A 16,552-nucleotide genomic window follows, 5' to 3' on the forward strand; every position below is an offset into this window, starting at 1 on the left:
GTCACGGTTTTGAGCGAGTTGAACCCTTCGCTCTCGAAATAGCTTTTCAGCAAGCGCCGAGACACAAGATAGGTGCCGAAAAACGCTACCAGATAAAGAACAAGAACTAGCAAGCCGGTCATGCGTTTTCCTCCGTCCGGCCCATGATTTCTTCTTCCATGTTCCAGATCATTTCCAGGATTTCTTCGCGGGTGCCCGCGTAGTCCTTGTGTTTCTTAACTTCGCGCAGGTCATTGCCGACGCCCAGATCCGCGAAGGGCAGGCGATATTCCTTGTGAACGCGGCCGGGGCGCGGAGCCATAACCAGCAGGCGTTCGCCCAACAGCAGGGCTTCTTCGACCGAGTGCGTAATCAGGATGATAGTCTTGCCGGTATCCTTCCACAGATCCAGAACCAGGCTCTGCATCTTTTCCCGCGTCAACGCATCCAATGCGCCCAGCGGCTCGTCCATCAGAATAACGTCGGGGTCATTGGCCAGGCAGCGCGCCAAAGCAACACGTTGCTGCATACCCCCGGAAAGCTCATAAATGGCTTTCTCTTTAAAGTCTTGCAAACCAACGACTTCGAGCAAGTGTTCAACTTTCTCTTTGCTCTCGGCACGGCTGACACCTTTCATGTCAGGGCCAAAAGAGACGTTGTCGCGCACGTTCATCCATTCAAACAACGCGCCTTGCTGGAACACCATCCCGCGCTCGGGGCTTGGGCCCGTCACAAGATTATCGTTCAGTTTGATTTGCCCTTCGGTCGGCGCCAAAAACCCGGCGACGATGTTCAAAAGGGTCGTTTTACCACAGCCCGACGGGCCGAGCACACTCATGAGTTCGCCGGATTTGATATCCAACGAAACATTCTGCAACGCTTGAACATAACCGCCACTTGGCAGGTCAAAGCGCATAGAGATGTTGTCAATGAAAAGTCCAGACACCTGGATCCCCTTCCTATAAAGGTGGGTCGCACACGCATAGCGCGAGCGAATTCCTTGCAAAAAGGGCGCTAAACTCAGTTAGCGCCCTTTGCAATTAGCCTTATTGAGACGCTGCGAGCGGATCCGCGTTCACGTTGTCTGCATAAGATGCTTTAGATGCGTCGATGGAACCTGCGTTCACGAAGACGTCCGCAACACCCTTCATAAAGGTCTGCGCATTGCCGCCGAGCCATGCTGCGGACAGCTGCTCGTCAACAGTTGGGAATACGAAGGTCGCCAGAGTTGCTTCGGCGTCCGCCTCGCTCATACCCGCGTCTTTCGCGATCACTGGCAGCATTTTCGCGCGGTTGGCTTCGTCTGCCCACATCGCGTTTGCCGCTGCAGTCACAGCCAGGAAGGCCGCCGCTTGGTCGCTGTTCTGAGCAACATAGGAGGTTGGCGCAGTTGTTGCGTCAAACACCAGAATACCCAGTTCGGTTTTCTCAGCACCGGTCAGAAGAACGTTGCCCGAGTTCAGCATACGACGCAGCGCGCCGCCCCAGCCGCAGGACATGTCGACTGCACCTTGGCTCAGCGCGGCTTCGCCTTCGGCTGGCGCCATGTCAACGATTTCCAGGCTCGCCAGATCAACACCGAAGTGCTCCATCTGCTTCAGGAAGCCGTAGTGCGCCGCTGTACCCAGAGGAACGGCAACTTTCTTGCCGGCCAGTTCGTCTGCAGAGTCTTTGTCGATTTCCAGATCCGCGCGCACAACGCAGTTGTCGTTGTCTGCATAGGATACGGCCACGTCAAGAACCTGAAGGTCTTGACCAGCAGAGGTTGCGACGACGAAAGGTGGAATACCCTGGCTGACAGATATCTGAACGTCGCCAGACGCCATTGCCGCGCTCATTGCGGTACCTGTGTCAAAGCTGACCCAGTTGATAGAAACGCCCAGCGCTTCTTCATACATTCCGGTTTCTTTCGCATACTGGAATGGCATTGGCCATTCGAGGAAATACGCGACGGTGATGTCGTCGGCCTGCGCCGCCTGAACACCTGCCATGATGGAGGTGGTTGCAGCCAGTGCAGCAAACGTTGTCTTGAATTTCATAATGTAGCTCCCGTTGATTCGATGCCGCAAAGTTGTGCGGCGTGGTTGGGGTCGCAGCTTGTCGCTGTCTCATGAGTGCCTAGGGCTCCCCCTTCGGCACTTCAATCCGACGGTATTTTTTTCGTTCTGGCAAACAAAAAATGAGAGGGCTTTGGACTGAAATATAATTTTTATCAAATGGTAAAACAGATCAGCTCTGCACAAAATTACACCATTTCATAAGCTTACAAAACGCATTCCCTTGATAGATCAGCCTGAAAGCTGAGATTTGGACCTAATCAGAGATAAATCTGGACCTATCCGAAGGCCTAGTTTCAAGGCGAGGATGCCCCAGAGACGGGCGAGTCTTTCCTCGCCCTCACACGCGTAAAAAACACTAAGCATAAATAGGAGAGCCTGCGATGGATGGCAATCACATCGATAACGACCTGTCCCGAGTCATCGCGGCAGACAAAGCAAACGTTTGGCACCACCTTTTTCAGCACAAGGTGCTCGAAGAGAATGACCCCCGCATCATTGTCGAAGGCAAAGGCATGCGCGTTTGGGACCAAAACGGCAAAGAATGGCTGGATGCTGTGTCCGGCGGCGTTTGGACTGTAAACGTTGGCTATGGCCGTGAATCCATCGCCAAGGCGGTTCACGATCAAGTTCTGAAGATGTGCTATTTCGCACAGGCGGCAGGCTCTGTGCCTGGCTCGCTGTTTGCGGAAATGCTGATCGACAAGATGCCTGGCATGAGCCGCGTTTACTATGTGAACTCGGGGTCCGAAGCCAACGAGAAGGCGTTCAAACTTGTCCGCCAGATCGCCCATAAGAAATACGGCGGCAAGAAAACCAAGATCCTGTACCGTGACCGCGACTATCACGGCTCGACCCTGGCAACCATGTCGGCAGGCGGTCAGGACGAGCGTAACGCGCAGTATGGCCCATTCGCGCCTGAATTTGTCCGCGTTCCACACTGCATGGCGTATCGCGCACACGAGCTGGGTCTGGACCATCTCGAAGGCGAAGAGCTGGGCATCGCGATGGCGAACAAGATCGAAGAGGTCATCCTGCGCGAAGGTCCGGAAACCGTTGGCGCCTTGTGCCTTGAGCCTGTCACAGCCGGTGGCGGCGTAATCGAAGCGCCAGAAGGGTACTGGCCACGCGTTCAAGAGATCTGCAAAGAATACAACGTTCTGCTGCACATCGACGAAGTTGTCTGCGGCATCGGCCGCACAGGCACCGAATGGTTTGGCTATCAGCACTACGGCATCAAACCTGACTTCGTGACAATGGCAAAGGGCGTGGCCTCTGGGTACGCGGCTATCGCGGTCATGGTGACGACTGAGGAAGTCTTCAACATGTTCAAGGACGACGCGAGCGATCCGATGAACTACTTCCGTGATATCTCGACTTTTGGTGGCTGTACTGCCGGCCCGACCGCCGCGATCGAGAACATGCGCATCATCGAAGACGAAGGTCTTCTGGAGAACTGCACCAAGATGGGCGATCGTCTGCGGGCGAACCTCGAAGCGCTGATGGAAAAGCATGATGTGATTGGCGACGTGCGCGGCAAAGGTCTGTTCATGGGCGCCGAGCTGGTCAAAGACCGCACGACCAAAGAGCCTGTCGAAGAAGCCAAAGTTCAGGCCGTTATTGCGGAATGCGGAGTAGAAGGCGTGATCATCGGCGCGACAAACCGCTCCGTTCCAGGCCGCAACAACACCCTGTGCTTCAGCCCAGCGCTCATCGCAACCGAAGCAGACATCGACGCGATCACTGCGGCCGTAGACGTCGCTTTGGGCCGTGTGTTCGGCTAACGTCACCCAGAGCCGCGCGGGAAATCGCGCGGCTCTTTCCTCTGCCCCAGATTCTGAATTGAGAAATCCGGCAGACCAGATTGAACCCACTCTAAGTCCAGTTTAACGTGGCACTATGGCCATCTCTGTCGACACGTTCTTTCTGAACCCCCATTTCCAGGGCACTCTGCAATCGCAGATACAGCAAATCATCGCCGAAGCCATCCTATCTGGTCGGTTTCGACAGGGTGAAAAGCTGCCCTCCACTCGGAAATTGGCGACCCACCTGGGCATCAGTCGCATCACGGTGACGCTGGCCTATACGGAACTGTTGGCCAATGATTATCTGACGTCGCGCGGGCGCTCGGGTTATTTCGTGTCGGAGAACGCGCCAGAACCACCGTCCTTCAACGCGCTGCGGCAGGCCGAAGACGTGGTGGACTGGTCCCGCGCGATCGGCAGTCGGTTTACCGGCGGCAATGCGATGAGCAAACCGCTGAACTGGTCCAAGTATCGCTATAACTTTATCTATGGCCAGTCAGACCCCGCGATTTTTGATCATGCCAACTGGCGACTTTGTGCGCTTCAAGCACTTGGTCAAAAAGACTTTTTCGCGCTGACCTCGGACTACTACGAACATGACGACGAGCGTTTGGTCGAGTTCATCCTACGCCACTCGTTGACCCGCCGGGGCATCCTTGCGCGCCCCGAGAACGTGTTGATTACGCTTGGTGCGCAGAATGCACTGTGGCTGACTGCGCAGGTTCTTCTGACGCAACGCCGGACGGCTGTCATCGAAGACCCATGCTATCCCGCCCTGCGCGATATTCTCAGCCAGTCCCGCTGTCACGTCGTGCCCTTGCCGGTCGATCAGGACGGGCTGCCACCGGAAACGATCCCGCCGCATTCCGATGTTATTTTCACGACGCCAAGCCACCAGTGCCCAACCACCGCGACGATGCCGATGGGCCGCCGCGAAGCCCTGCTGGAACGCGCCCGCGATATCGACGCCTTGATCGTCGAGGACGACTATGAGTTCGAGATGTCGTTCCTTAAATCCCCTTCGCCGTCCTTGAAGTCGCTCGATGAAGACGGGCGGGTCATCTATGTCGGCAGTTTTTCGAAATCGGTGTTCCCGGGTCTGCGTCTTGGCTACCTCGTCGGATCCGAGAGCTTTATTCGCGAGGCCCGCGCGCTGCGGTCCTTGATCCTGCGCCATCCACCAGGCCACACAATGCGCACAGCTGCCTATTTTTTAGGCTTAGGACACTATGATGCGTTGATCCGGCGCACGCGGAACGAATTTTCTGCACGTCGCGATGTGATGCAAACGGCCATCGCAAATCACGGGCTGCATATCGCCAGCCATGAAACGCACGGTGGATCTTCGTTCTGGATGCAGGCCCCAAGGGGCACGGACACCGAGGCGCTGGCGGCGAAACTTATGGAAAAAAATGTTCTAATTGAACCGGGTCGCCCGTTTTTCCATGGCCGCACGCGACCCCGCGAATTCTATCGATTGGCCTATTCTTCGATCAACACAAACCGGATTCCCGAAGGCATCGAGCTGATTGCACAGGCGCTGAAAGAGGGTTAGCACCTTCTGGACCTATCGCCCCGTCATTCTGGCCCTACAGGAGACATAGGCTGGCCGCGTACTCTGTCACGGATAAATTATGTCTGCCACGGAGCACTCCCCCATGAAAATGACTACAGAAGAGGCCTTTGTTAAGGTTCTACAACGCCACGGCATCGAGCATGCCTTCGGCATTATCGGCTCGGCCATGATGCCAATCTCTGATATCTTCCCTGATGCAGGCATCACATTCTGGGATTGTGCCCACGAAGGCTCTGCGGGCATGATGTCCGACGGCTACACCCGCGCGACCGGCAAAATGTCGATGATGATCGCGCAAAACGGCCCAGGCATCACAAACTTTGTGACCGCTGTTAAAACCGCTTACTGGAACCACACACCACTGCTGCTGGTGACTCCACAGGCTGCGAACAAGACAATCGGTCAGGGTGGCTTCCAGGAAGTCGAGCAGATGAAACTGTTCGAAGACATGGTTGCCTATCAGGAAGAAGTGCGCGACCCATCCCGCGTCGTCGAAGTTCTGACCCGCGTGATCGCGCAAGCAAAACGCTTCTCTGCGCCTGCACAGCTGAACATCCCTCGTGACATGTGGACTCAGGTTATCGACACCGAGATCCCTGACCCGATCGAATTCGAAATTTCCTCTGGTGGTGAGAACTCTGTCGCAGCTGCGGCGGCTATGCTGTCCGAAGCGAAGAACCCCGTGATTCTGAACGGCGCGGGCGTGGTCCTGTCCACAGGTGGCATCGACGCATCTATGGCCCTGGCAGAACGCCTGGACGCAGCAGTCTGCGTTGGTTACCAGCACAATGACGCATTCCCCGGCTCTCACCCATTGTTTGCAGGTCCGCTGGGCTATAACGGCTCGAAAGCCGGCATGGAGCTCATCAAAGAAGCCGACGTCGTTCTGGCACTGGGCACCCGCTTGAACCCATTCTCGACGCTGCCTGGCTATGGCATGGACTACTGGCCTGCCGATGCGAAAATCATTCAGGTCGACATCAATGCAGACCGCATTGGCCTGACCAAAAAAGTTTCCGTGGGCATCGTCGGCGATGCTGCGAAAGTTGCGAATGGCATTCTGGCACAGCTGTCCGGCACAGCAGGCGACGAAGGCCGCGCAGACCGCATAGCCAAGATCGCAGAAACCAAATCCCGCTGGGCGCAGCAATTGTCCTCTATGGACCACGAAGACGACGATCCAGGCACCACCTGGAACGAGCGTGCCCGTGCAGACAAGCCTGACTGGATGAGCCCACGCATGGCATGGCGCGCGATCCAATCCGCACTGCCGAAAGAGGCGATCATCTCGTCCGACATCGGCAACAACTGCGCGATCGGCAACGCATACCCAAGCTTCGAAGAAGGCCGCAAGTACCTTGCACCTGGCCTGTTCGGCCCTTGCGGTTATGGTCTGCCAGCCGTAGTTGGCGCAAAGATCGGTAAGCCTGATGTCCCTGTTGTTGGCTTCTCTGGTGACGGTGCATTCGGCATCGCGGTGAACGCACTGACAGCCATCGGTCGTGGCGAGTGGCCAGCCATCACTCAAGTCGTCTTCCGCAACTACCAGTGGGGTGCGGAAAAGCGGAACTCTACCCTGTGGTTTGACGACAACTTCGTCGGCACCGAGCTGGACACCCAAGTGTCCTATGCGGGCATTGCACAGGCATGTGGTCTGGAAGGCGTTGTTGCGCGCACCATGGACGAGCTGACCGACGCCCTGGCAAAAGCCATCGAAGATCAGAAGAACGGCAAGACCACGTTGATCGAAGCCATGATCAACCAAGAACTGGGCGAGCCTTTCCGTCGCGACGCGATGAAGAAACCAGTACGCGTTGCCGGCATCGACAAGGCCGACATGCAGCCTCAAGAGGCTTAAGTGAACGCTCTGCCATTTGATGTCTCAAATGGCGAGGCCGTTTTCCTCGCAGCCGCCCTATTTGGGGCGGCTGTCATTCGTGGGCTGTCCGGTTTCGGATTTTCTGCGATTTTTGTTTTGTTCGCTGCGCTTGTGACGAACCCGCTCCGACTGATCCCTGTGGTGTTTTCCTGCGAGATCCTGATGACCATTTTTCAGGCCAAAGGAATTGCTCAGCACATTGCGTGGCGCCGTGCCATCACAATGCTGATCGGCGCAGCCATCGCGACCGTGCCCGCGATCTATATCATGGCGCGTCTAGACGATTCCTCCGCTCGACTGGTGATTTCGCTGCTGATCCTTGGCCTCTGCGCGCTTTTGTTCAGCGGCTGGCAGATCAAACGACCGGTAAATGACGGAGGCCATATTCTGGCAGGCATCGCATCGGGCACTGCCAATAGTGCGGGCGTGGGCGGCCTGCCGATTGCGGGCTTTATGGCGGCACAGCCCATCCCCCCCGCAGTATTTCGCGCCACGATGATCGTCTTCCTCACCGGTATCGACATGATGGCGCTGCCAGTCATGGCGGTAAATGGTCTGGTCGGCCCTGACATCTGGCTGGGCATCGCCCTCGCCCTACCCATCATCGGCGCAGGCGTCTGGCTGGGCAGCCGCTTTTTTCAACGCATTCCACAGCATCGGTTTCGGCAAGGCATTATCGCTTTGATGACGGCCCTTGCATTGGCGAATATCGCAAGGCTCGTTCTATGACGTCTACTCCGGTTCAACAACTTCAGGCGCTTGCCCCCAAAACACGCGCAACAATCGCCCTCAGCGAAGGGTCCGAACCCCGCACGGTTGCCGCCGCTCTGGTCGCCGCAGCGCAGGGGCTGGCCGATATCATTCTGGTCGGAGACGAGGCCGACATTCGCGCCGAGCTGTCCAAGCACGACGCTGCGCCCTCGACACACGTCGCAATCCAAGATCCCAAAACCTCGGATCATGCACCGGCATTGGCCAAGGCGCTTTACGAGAAACGCAAACACAAGGGCATGACCAAAGACAAGGCCGCCCAGCAGATCCAAGATCCGCTTTTGTTTGCGGCGGCTCTTGTGCATGCGGGGCTTGCAGATGGCACCGTCGGTGGCGCCGTGGCTGCCACCGCCGACATCATCCGCCCAGCGCTGCAAATGATCGGCAAAGCCCAAGACGCGGAACTTGTGTCGTCCTTCTTTCTAATGTTGCCGCCAGAAACTGCGGACGCGAACCAGCGCGCTATGGTCTATGCGGATTGCGGGTTTGTCGTGGATCCCTCAGCCCCAGAACTCGCCGCGATCGCCGCAAGCGCCGCGAAGTCTGCGGATGCTTTGCTGGCCGCAGATCCAGTGATCGCCATGCTGTCCTTCTCTACCTTCGGCAGTGCCAAACATTCCGCTGTCGACAAGGTGCAAAAGGCCACCAAAATCCTGCGCACCACGCGCCCAGACCTGACCGTTGACGGCGAACTGCAGTTTGACGCGGCATTTAACTCAGAGACCGCCGCGCGTAAGGCGCCGCAGTCACCCGCTGCGGGCCGCGCAAATGTGATGGTTTTTCCGACGTTGGATGCGGGCAATATTGCCTATAAAATCACCGAGCGCGTGGGCGGATACACGGCCATTGGTCCTATCCTGCAAGGCCTTGCGAAACCGGCCAACGATCTGTCTCGTGGCTGCACCTCCAGCGACATCGTACAGATTATCGCAGTGACGGTTCTGCAATCGCTGCAAAAGGCGCAGGCATAATGGGGGCCGCAACACGCTCTTGGCACGATTCGGCAGGGTCAATTTGTATGGGGCAGCCATCCACATTGCCCCCTCGCACGCGACTTCGTCGAAAAACTTACGGGCGCGCACCCTTAAGGTTCGCCAAACCCGAACCAGATCACTTGTGCAGCAATCAGGCGGCTAACCCACCGGTTTGCGGCCAGGTCGGCAGCCTGCGACTGCATCAATACGGCAAACCTGCGTCAGCACCTCGGCATGACACGCGGACCTCGGCACGCCGGGCCCAATCCCGTCTGAAAAAAGTTATGGTAAATCGGGCTGAATTGGGATTTTGTCCCATAGCAATGATCCGTCCCAGAAAATATACCCACATCGCTTTGCCATCGACCCGCCTCGCGGCCCCGTCCACCGGCAAGACCACAAAGACGGAGCCTGCCCCGACATGACACATTCCACACCATTCCAGCGCCTGACCCTCGGTCACGACGCACAGCTGACCTCGGTATAGGAAAAGGAAGCCAGATGCCATTCAAGCAACCTGACATCGACACATCCCCCAAGGTTTCAGACGAAATCCGCAAGACCACATGCTACATGTGCGCCTGCCGCTGCGGGATCAACGTCCACATGAAAGACGGCAAGGTCGCCTATATCGAGGGCAACCGTGACCACCCTGTTAACCAAGGTGTGCTTTGCGCCAAAGGCTCTGCGGGGATCATGCAGGTCAACGCCCCCTCGCGCCTGCGTAAACCTTTGAAACGGGTCGGGCCGCGCGGTTCTGGCGAATACCAAGAGATCAGCTGGGAAGAAGCGCTCAGCACCGCTGTTGGCTGGCTTACAGAGCTGCATGAAACAGCGCCGCATAAGCTGGCGTTCTTTACCGGCCGCGACCAGTCACAAAGCTTTACCTCCTTCTGGGCGCAGCACTTTGGCACCCCGAACTATGCGGCGCATGGCGGTTTTTGCTCGGTGAATATGGCCGCGGGCGGCATCTATACGATGGGCGGCGCATTCTGGGAGTTTGGCCAGCCGGATTGGGACCACACCAAACTGTTCATGCTGTTTGGCGTCGCCGAAGACCACGATTCCAACCCGATTAAAATGGGCATCGGCAAAATTAAAGCGCGCGGTGCCAAAGTCATCGGCGTGAACCCAGTACGCAACGGCTATAACGCGGTTGCGGACGAATGGGTCGGCATCACACCTGGTACGGACGGTTTGTTCATTCTGGCTCTGGTCCATGAACTGATGAAGGCCGGTAAGATCGATCTGGACTATCTGGCGCAGTTCACCAATGCACCGGTCCTGATCGACAAGGACACCGGGCTGTTCTTGCGTGACAAAGACGACAAGCCTTTGGTGGTGGACCGTGTCACCGGCAAGCTAACGCCTTTTGATCAAAAAGACGTGCAACCCGACCTGTCGGCCACACACGAAGGCCATCGCACAGTTATGGCCCTGATGGCCGAGAAATATCTGGACCCGAAATACGCACCCGAAGCCGTTGCCGAAGCAACAGGCGTGTCGGCCCAAAAGATCAAGACCATTGCCGCCGAACTGGCGCGCGTGGCGTTTGACGAAGCCATCGAACTTGATCGCGAATGGACGGACTTCCGCGGCAACACCCACAGCAAAATGACCGGCCGCCCGGTCTCGATGCACGCGATGCGCGGGATTTCCGCGCACTCCAACGGGTTCCAAACCTGTCGCGCTCTGCATGTGTTGCAAATCCTGCTGGGCACCGTCGAAACGCCTGGTGGCTTCCGCTTTAAACCACCCTATCCAAAGCCCGTCGAAGCCCATCCGACACCGCATGGCGACCGTCGCCCTGGCAAGCCGCTGGACGGCCCGCACCTGGGTTTCCCGCGCGGACCAGAGGATCTTTTGCTGGACTCCGACGGCACTCCGCAACGGATCGACAAGGCGTTTTCTTGGGAAAACCCGATGAGTGCTCACGGGCTGATGCATATGGTGATCTCAAACGCCTATGCGCAGGATCCCTACCCGATCGACACGCTGTTTATGTATATGGCCAACATGTCGTGGAACTCGTCGATGAACACCTCGGGTGTGATCGAGATGCTGACCGCGCGCAATGACAGCGGCGGCTATCGCATTCCACGCATTATCTATTCTGATGCCTACAGCTCGGAAATGGTGGCCTATGCTGACCTGATCCTGCCCGATACCACCTATCTGGAGCGCCATGACTGTATCTCGCTTTTGGATCGTCCGATCTGCGAGGCCGATGGTGCAGCGGATGCGATCCGCTGGCCTGTGATCGAACCCGACCGCGACGTACGCGGCTTTCAGTCTGTTCTGATCGAACTGGGCGCCAGAATTGGCCTGCCTGCCTTTGTCAAAGAAGACGGGTCGCCCAAGTGGAAAGACTATGCCGACTATATCGTCAACCACGAGCGTAAACCCGGGATCGGGCCTCTGTCTGGCTGGCGTGGTGAAGAGGGTGACAAAACGGGCCGCGGCGATGTGAACCCGGATCAGATGGACGCCTATATCGAAAACGGCGGCTTCCATGTTCACCATGTCCCAAGCGAGGCCGCGTATTACAAACCGTGGAACAACGCCTATCAGGACTGGGCCGTGGATCTTGGGCTCTATGACAGTCCGCAACCCTATTTGTTCCAGCTGTATTCCGAGCCAATGCGCAAATTCCAGCGCGCGGCCGAAGGCCATGGCGACCGCGTGCCGCCCGAACACCTGAAAGACCGGCTGAAAGAGGTCATGGATCCGCTGCCAATCTGGTATGAGCCCTTCGAAGAGCAAGCTGTGGACACCAAGGAATTCCCGATCCACGCGCTGACTCAGCGTCCAATGGCGATGTATCACTCTTGGGGTACACAGAATGCCTGGCTGCGCCAGTTGCATGGCAAGAACCCACTGTATGTGCCGCAGAAACTCTGGGACGAACATGGTTTCAAAGAAGGCGACTGGGCGCGGGTGACTTCGACGCATGGCTCGATCACGGTGCCAGTGGCGCTGCAAGCGGCGTTGAATGAAAACACCGTCTGGACATGGAACGCGATCGGCAAACGCAAAGGCGCATGGGCGCTGTCCGAAGATGCGCCCGAAGCGCGCGAGGGCTTTTTGCTGAACCACCTTATCCACGAACTGCTACCGCCCAAAGGCGACGGGCTGAGGTGGGCCAATTCCGACCCGATTACAGGCCAGGCTGCGTGGTTCGACCTGCGCGTCAAAATCGAACGGGTCGATGCCCCTGCCGAAGCCCAACCCGCAATGAAGCCGCTTGGATCACCGGTTGACCAAGGCCCTGAAACGCTTGAATGGAAGGTAGGCAAATGACAACGCTTCCCCAATCCACCGAAAAGAAACTCGGCCTTGTCATCGATCTGGACACATGCGTTGGCTGCCACGCCTGCGTGATTTCCTGCAAAGGCTGGAACACCGAAAACTACGGCGCGCCGCTCTCGGATCAGAACCCCTATGGCGACGAGCCGATGGGCACCTTCCTGAACCGGGTGCACAGCTATGAGGTCACAAGCCCCGGCGAAACCGCCAAGACGGTGCACTTCCCAAAATCCTGCCTACACTGCGAAAACGCGCCATGTGTCACGGTCTGTCCGACGGGCGCCAGCTATAAGCGTGCCGAAGACGGCATCGTTCTGGTGAACGAGACAAGCTGCATCGGCTGTGGTCTGTGTGCCTGGGCCTGCCCATACGGCGCACGCGAGCTGGACCAAGCCGAGGGCGTGATGAAGAAATGCACCCTTTGCGTCGACCGGATCTATAACGAAAACCTGCCCGAAGAAGACCAGATCCCGGCTTGTGTGCGCACCTGCCCAGCAGGCGCACGGCATTTCGGGGATTTTGCGGATCCAGAGTCAAACGTCTCAAAACTGACGGCCGAGCGCGGCGGCATGGACCTTATGCCAGAGCTGAACACCGCACCGGTCAACAAATACCTGCCGCCACGCCCCAAGGACACCTGGGACAGCGATGAAAACGTGCTGGCGCCGTTCCTTGCCCCTGTGGCCGAGGAGTCCGCTGGCTTTTTGGGGTGGCTGGACAAACAACTATCCAAACTTCCCGGCGATAAGGAGACAAACTGATGCATCCGGCCCCTTCAGTTATTATCTTTACAACGCTTTCGGGCATTGGCTTTGGCATGCTTGCATGGCTTGGCATCGATGCGACCCCTGCAAAAGGTTGGGTGGCTTTCGCGTTCTTTTTCATCGCCTATGCTTTGGCCGTCGGGGGATTGGTGTCTTCGACCTTCCACCTAGGCCATCCAGAACGCGCGCTTAAGGCCTTTACTCAGTGGCGCACCAGCTGGTTGTCGCGCGAAGGCGTTTGCGCCGTGGCCGCACTTTGCGTCATGGGGATCTACGCAGCCGCGTTGATTTTCTTCGGCATGCATCTGCCGGTTCTTGGTTGGATCGGCGCGGCGCTGAGCCTGTTGACGGTTTACACAACGTCGATGATCTATGGCCAGCTGGCCACGATCCCACGTTGGAACACGCCCCTGACTTCGTTGCTGTATCTGTCCTACGCGTTGACAGGTGGTGCCTTGCTGACCGGCCGTGTGTCGATCGCAATCACGCTTTTGCTGGTGACCACTGCGGTCCAGATCATGTGGTGGGTCCGCGGCGACAAAGCCTTCGCCGAGCGCGGCAGCACGTTGGAAACCGCCACGGGGCTTGGCAGCCTTGGAACCGTCCGGTCCGTGGCGCATCCACATACGTCACCAAACTATCTGATGAAGGAATTCATCCACGTCGTCGGACGCAAACACGCGCAGAAATTGCGGGTGATTTCGGTGATCCTGATGGCTGGCGTGCCGATCCTGTTGCTGTCCACCTATCTTGGCCATGTTTTTGCTCTGCTGGCTGTCCTCAGCCACATCGCAGGCGTTGCAACATCGCGGTGGTTGTTCTTTGCCGAAGCAGAGCACACGGTCGGTCTCTATTACGGGATGCGATGATCCAAAACAAAAAGCCCGCGTCTGACGCGGGCTTTTTTGTGTGTGACGCCTTGGCGTTTATTTGGACGGTGTGTGCAGATAATCTGTCCAGTGATCGCAAGCCTGTGAAGACTTTGCGACGCGTGTGATTTTGGCGAATGCTGTGGCGATCACAGTGGTAATCTTGGTCATTGAGCTAATCCTTTTGCGCAGTCGGTGCGATGCCTGGCTGATACGTCTCAAGGCAGTCGCGGGCTAGGGGTCTGCGCGCAAAGCCGATATGCATCGCACGCAACCACCTGAAAGAGTTGTCGTTTCCAAGGTGGATACAATGGCCGCCACATTTGTGACACATTTGCACCGGCTTCGCTGACACACCCGACCATATAACTTTAGTTGCGTGGACCTTGGCCTGCGACTCGCCCTAATCCAATGGTCTGCCTATCCAATAAATTCCGGAGCCCTTGGATGACCCTTGGTCAAAAACATCAACCGATCGCAGCCGCTGTCGTGAGCGCCACTTTTGCAACCGCAGCCGTTGCAGAAGACTTTACAGTGAGCACCGCCGAAACGGTCACCAATGCGGGCATTGGATATGATGACCACGACACGATGACGATCACGTCGACAGGCTCTATTCAGGTCACCGTCTTTGATGCTGTGTCAAACGAAGTCGACTACTTCACTCTGACCAACAATGGCACCTTGTCGGCGACCAACGCGGTCGCCCCGACCTTTCCACTGGGTGGCCCCGTGGCCTTTAGCGGCGTCTCGTTTCTGGGGACCAACAACACGATCATCAACAACAACATCATCTCGTCGTCGCACTTTGACGGGGTGAACGTGGTTGGGCCGAATACCACGGTCACCAACAATGGCACAATTACCGCTGGCATCGACGGCATTGCCGTGAACGGAGCGAATTCTCGCATCACCAACACCGGCACGATCACAACGACCGCAGACGGCATTTACCTGTTTGGAGACGGCGCGATTGTTGTGAACAGCGGCACCATCACGGCAAATGACGACGGGATCGACACCTCGGGCGATAATGACGTCATCACCAACACCGGCACCATAACAGCCGTGCGCGATGCGATTGAAACCAGTGGCGCGGGCGTGGTTGTGACCACCTCTGGTGTCGTGGTGGGCGGGTCTGACTCGTTTGATCTGAACGGCGACAATTCCACCCTGAACCTGATCTTTGGCTCGCGCACAGAAGGTCTCATGAGCTTTGACGGGGCCAACAGCACCCTGAACATCGGCGCAGGGTTCAACGCGGCCTTCACGACAGACGGCGGCAACCCAACGACGATCACCTCGGCCCGTAACGCCTATCTGCAAGACGGAAACACGATCTTTGCTCTGAACCTTGACCAGAGCTTCAACGGAATGGCGCAGGCTGCGAATACGGCGACGAGCCTGCACACAACAGCGCAGGGCCAATCGCGCGCGGGTCGCAATGATGTCGCCACGCAGGGGCTGACGCCGACGGGATTTGGCCCCTGGGTCCAGCTCTCGACTGATTTCGCTCTGGGGCTGAAATCTTCCAATAGCGCGGGATACACAACACGGGGTGCCCAGATCACCGCGGGGCTTGCATTGTCTGATGGATTGGGGGTCTTTGCTGGTGTAAATGACGCGCGTGCCAAGAAGGCCAACAGCTTTGAAACCGACAGCGAAACCGTCGTCGCGGGTCTTTACGGGACTTTCGATCTGAACGGCGCGGATCTGAACTGGACCATCGCCACCGGTCGCACAGGTAACGCAGCCCAGCGCCATATTCAGAACAACACCATCGCCGGGGGTTGGGAAACGGCAACCTCAAGCTATGACCAAAGCTTTGTCGCCCCGTCTGTCAGCTATGCCCGACGCCTTCAGCCGGGCCTGATGATGGACCTCAGCCTGGGCTATGTTGGTTTGCGCACGGACGGCTATAGCGAAACTGGGGCGACCAACAACGCAACCTTCGCCGCGCGGACCTCGCATGTTGCCAGCCTGACGCCAAAGCTCAGTTGGACCACGCTGGACAGCCCGATCCCGTTTGACATGTCCGCAGGCGTGCAGCTGCGCAAATACTGGGGAGATCCGGTCAACGTCACCATCGGAGCCGCAAACGGAAGCTTTAGCGATCACGACAGCGCCCTTGAAGCGCGGGCGTTCGTGTCAGGGCGTGTCGAATACCCGCTGGGAGACGCCTGGCTTTTGACAGGCTTTGGCGAAGCGGGGATTTCAAGCTATCGCAGCGTGAATCTGAGCGCAGATTTCCTGATCAGTCGCGATTTCTGATTGCGATGCGCGGGGTTATTTCCCGCGCATCCGGTCTATCCATCCACGCAGACGCCCCCGGCTTTCCGCAATGGAATCTCCGGCATCGGCAAGGCTGTCGCCGACGTCTTCGATCACCGGATCGATACGGGCGCGGCGAAAGCGCACCCACCGCACGCGAATTGACCAGAAGATCGCCGCAAAGATCGTCAGGATAATGATATTCGTCCACGGGATGAACGTAGCATCCGGGCTGTCAACAACCCGAATGCGAACGGCATTGGGAAAGATCGACAGGAATTCATTACGCCAGCCATAGTGA

12 protein-coding genes are annotated in these 16,552 nt (G+C 57.4%); 9 read left to right on the top strand and 3 right to left on the bottom strand.

Annotated elements, in window-relative coordinates; genetic code table 11:
* Nucleotides 1-118: 118 nt before the first annotated feature.
* Together ACEQWH_RS07850 and ACEQWH_RS07855 are read right to left on the bottom strand one after the other, a co-directional pair.
* On the bottom strand, nucleotides 119-925 hold the full coding sequence (locus ACEQWH_RS07850) for a taurine ABC transporter ATP-binding protein (protein WP_370229461.1): 807 nt from the start codon (nucleotides 923-925) through the stop codon (nucleotides 119-121).
* A 100-nt stretch (nucleotides 926-1,025) separates the two neighbouring features.
* On the bottom strand, nucleotides 1,026-2,018 hold the full coding sequence (locus ACEQWH_RS07855) for an ABC transporter substrate-binding protein (protein ID WP_370229463.1): 993 nt from the start codon (nucleotides 2,016-2,018) through the stop codon (nucleotides 1,026-1,028).
* Between the two features lie 401 nt (nucleotides 2,019-2,419).
* Between ACEQWH_RS07855 and ACEQWH_RS07860 the strand changes: the two genes are divergently transcribed.
* From ACEQWH_RS07860 to ACEQWH_RS07900, 9 genes are all read left to right on the top strand, one after another.
* Nucleotides 2,420-3,820, top strand: a complete 1,401-nt coding sequence (locus ACEQWH_RS07860) for an aspartate aminotransferase family protein (protein ID WP_370229465.1) — start codon at nucleotides 2,420-2,422, stop codon at nucleotides 3,818-3,820.
* Between the two features lie 115 nt (nucleotides 3,821-3,935).
* Nucleotides 3,936-5,396: a PLP-dependent aminotransferase family protein gene (locus ACEQWH_RS07865; RefSeq protein WP_370229467.1), complete on the top strand. Its 1,461-nt coding sequence runs from the start codon at nucleotides 3,936-3,938 to the stop codon at nucleotides 5,394-5,396.
* A gap of 103 nt (nucleotides 5,397-5,499) precedes the next feature.
* Complete coding sequence (gene xsc / locus ACEQWH_RS07870; RefSeq protein WP_370229469.1) at nucleotides 5,500-7,275, top strand: sulfoacetaldehyde acetyltransferase; 1,776 nt, start codon at nucleotides 5,500-5,502, stop codon at nucleotides 7,273-7,275.
* Complete coding sequence (locus ACEQWH_RS07875; protein ID WP_370229471.1) at nucleotides 7,276-8,025, top strand: sulfite exporter TauE/SafE family protein; 750 nt, start codon at nucleotides 7,276-7,278, stop codon at nucleotides 8,023-8,025.
* Nucleotides 8,022-9,038 carry a phosphate acetyltransferase gene (pta, locus tag ACEQWH_RS07880; RefSeq protein WP_370229473.1) on the top strand — a complete coding sequence of 339 codons (1,017 nt, stop codon included), beginning with the start codon at nucleotides 8,022-8,024 and terminating at the stop codon, nucleotides 9,036-9,038. The genes ACEQWH_RS07875 and pta overlap by 4 nt, the downstream gene beginning before the upstream one ends.
* Nucleotides 9,039-9,542: 504 nt before the next feature.
* Entirely contained in the window at nucleotides 9,543-12,341 is a 2,799-nt protein-coding gene (locus ACEQWH_RS07885; RefSeq protein ID WP_370229475.1) for a molybdopterin oxidoreductase family protein, read from the top strand.
* On the top strand, nucleotides 12,338-13,108 hold the full coding sequence (locus ACEQWH_RS07890) for a 4Fe-4S dicluster domain-containing protein (RefSeq protein ID WP_370229476.1): 771 nt from the start codon (nucleotides 12,338-12,340) through the stop codon (nucleotides 13,106-13,108). Before ACEQWH_RS07885 ends, ACEQWH_RS07890 begins: the two co-directional genes overlap by 4 nt.
* Nucleotides 13,108-13,980 carry a dimethyl sulfoxide reductase anchor subunit family protein gene (locus ACEQWH_RS07895; RefSeq protein ID WP_370229479.1) on the top strand — a complete coding sequence of 291 codons (873 nt, stop codon included), beginning with the start codon at nucleotides 13,108-13,110 and terminating at the stop codon, nucleotides 13,978-13,980. The genes ACEQWH_RS07890 and ACEQWH_RS07895 overlap by 1 nt, the downstream gene beginning before the upstream one ends.
* Before the next feature lie 447 nt (nucleotides 13,981-14,427).
* Nucleotides 14,428-16,251, top strand: coding sequence for a hypothetical protein (locus ACEQWH_RS07900; RefSeq protein ID WP_370229481.1), 1,824 nt, complete (start codon nucleotides 14,428-14,430; stop codon nucleotides 16,249-16,251).
* A gap of 15 nt (nucleotides 16,252-16,266) precedes the next feature.
* Here the strand turns inward: ACEQWH_RS07900 and ACEQWH_RS07905 are convergent.
* The coding region (locus tag ACEQWH_RS07905; RefSeq protein ID WP_370229483.1) for a DUF1523 family protein at nucleotides 16,267-16,552 on the bottom strand (286 nt) is incomplete at its 5' end.

This window comes from Cognatishimia sp., from assembly GCF_964229375.1.
In the GTDB taxonomy this organism is placed as follows: domain Bacteria; phylum Pseudomonadota; class Alphaproteobacteria; order Rhodobacterales; family Rhodobacteraceae; genus Cognatishimia.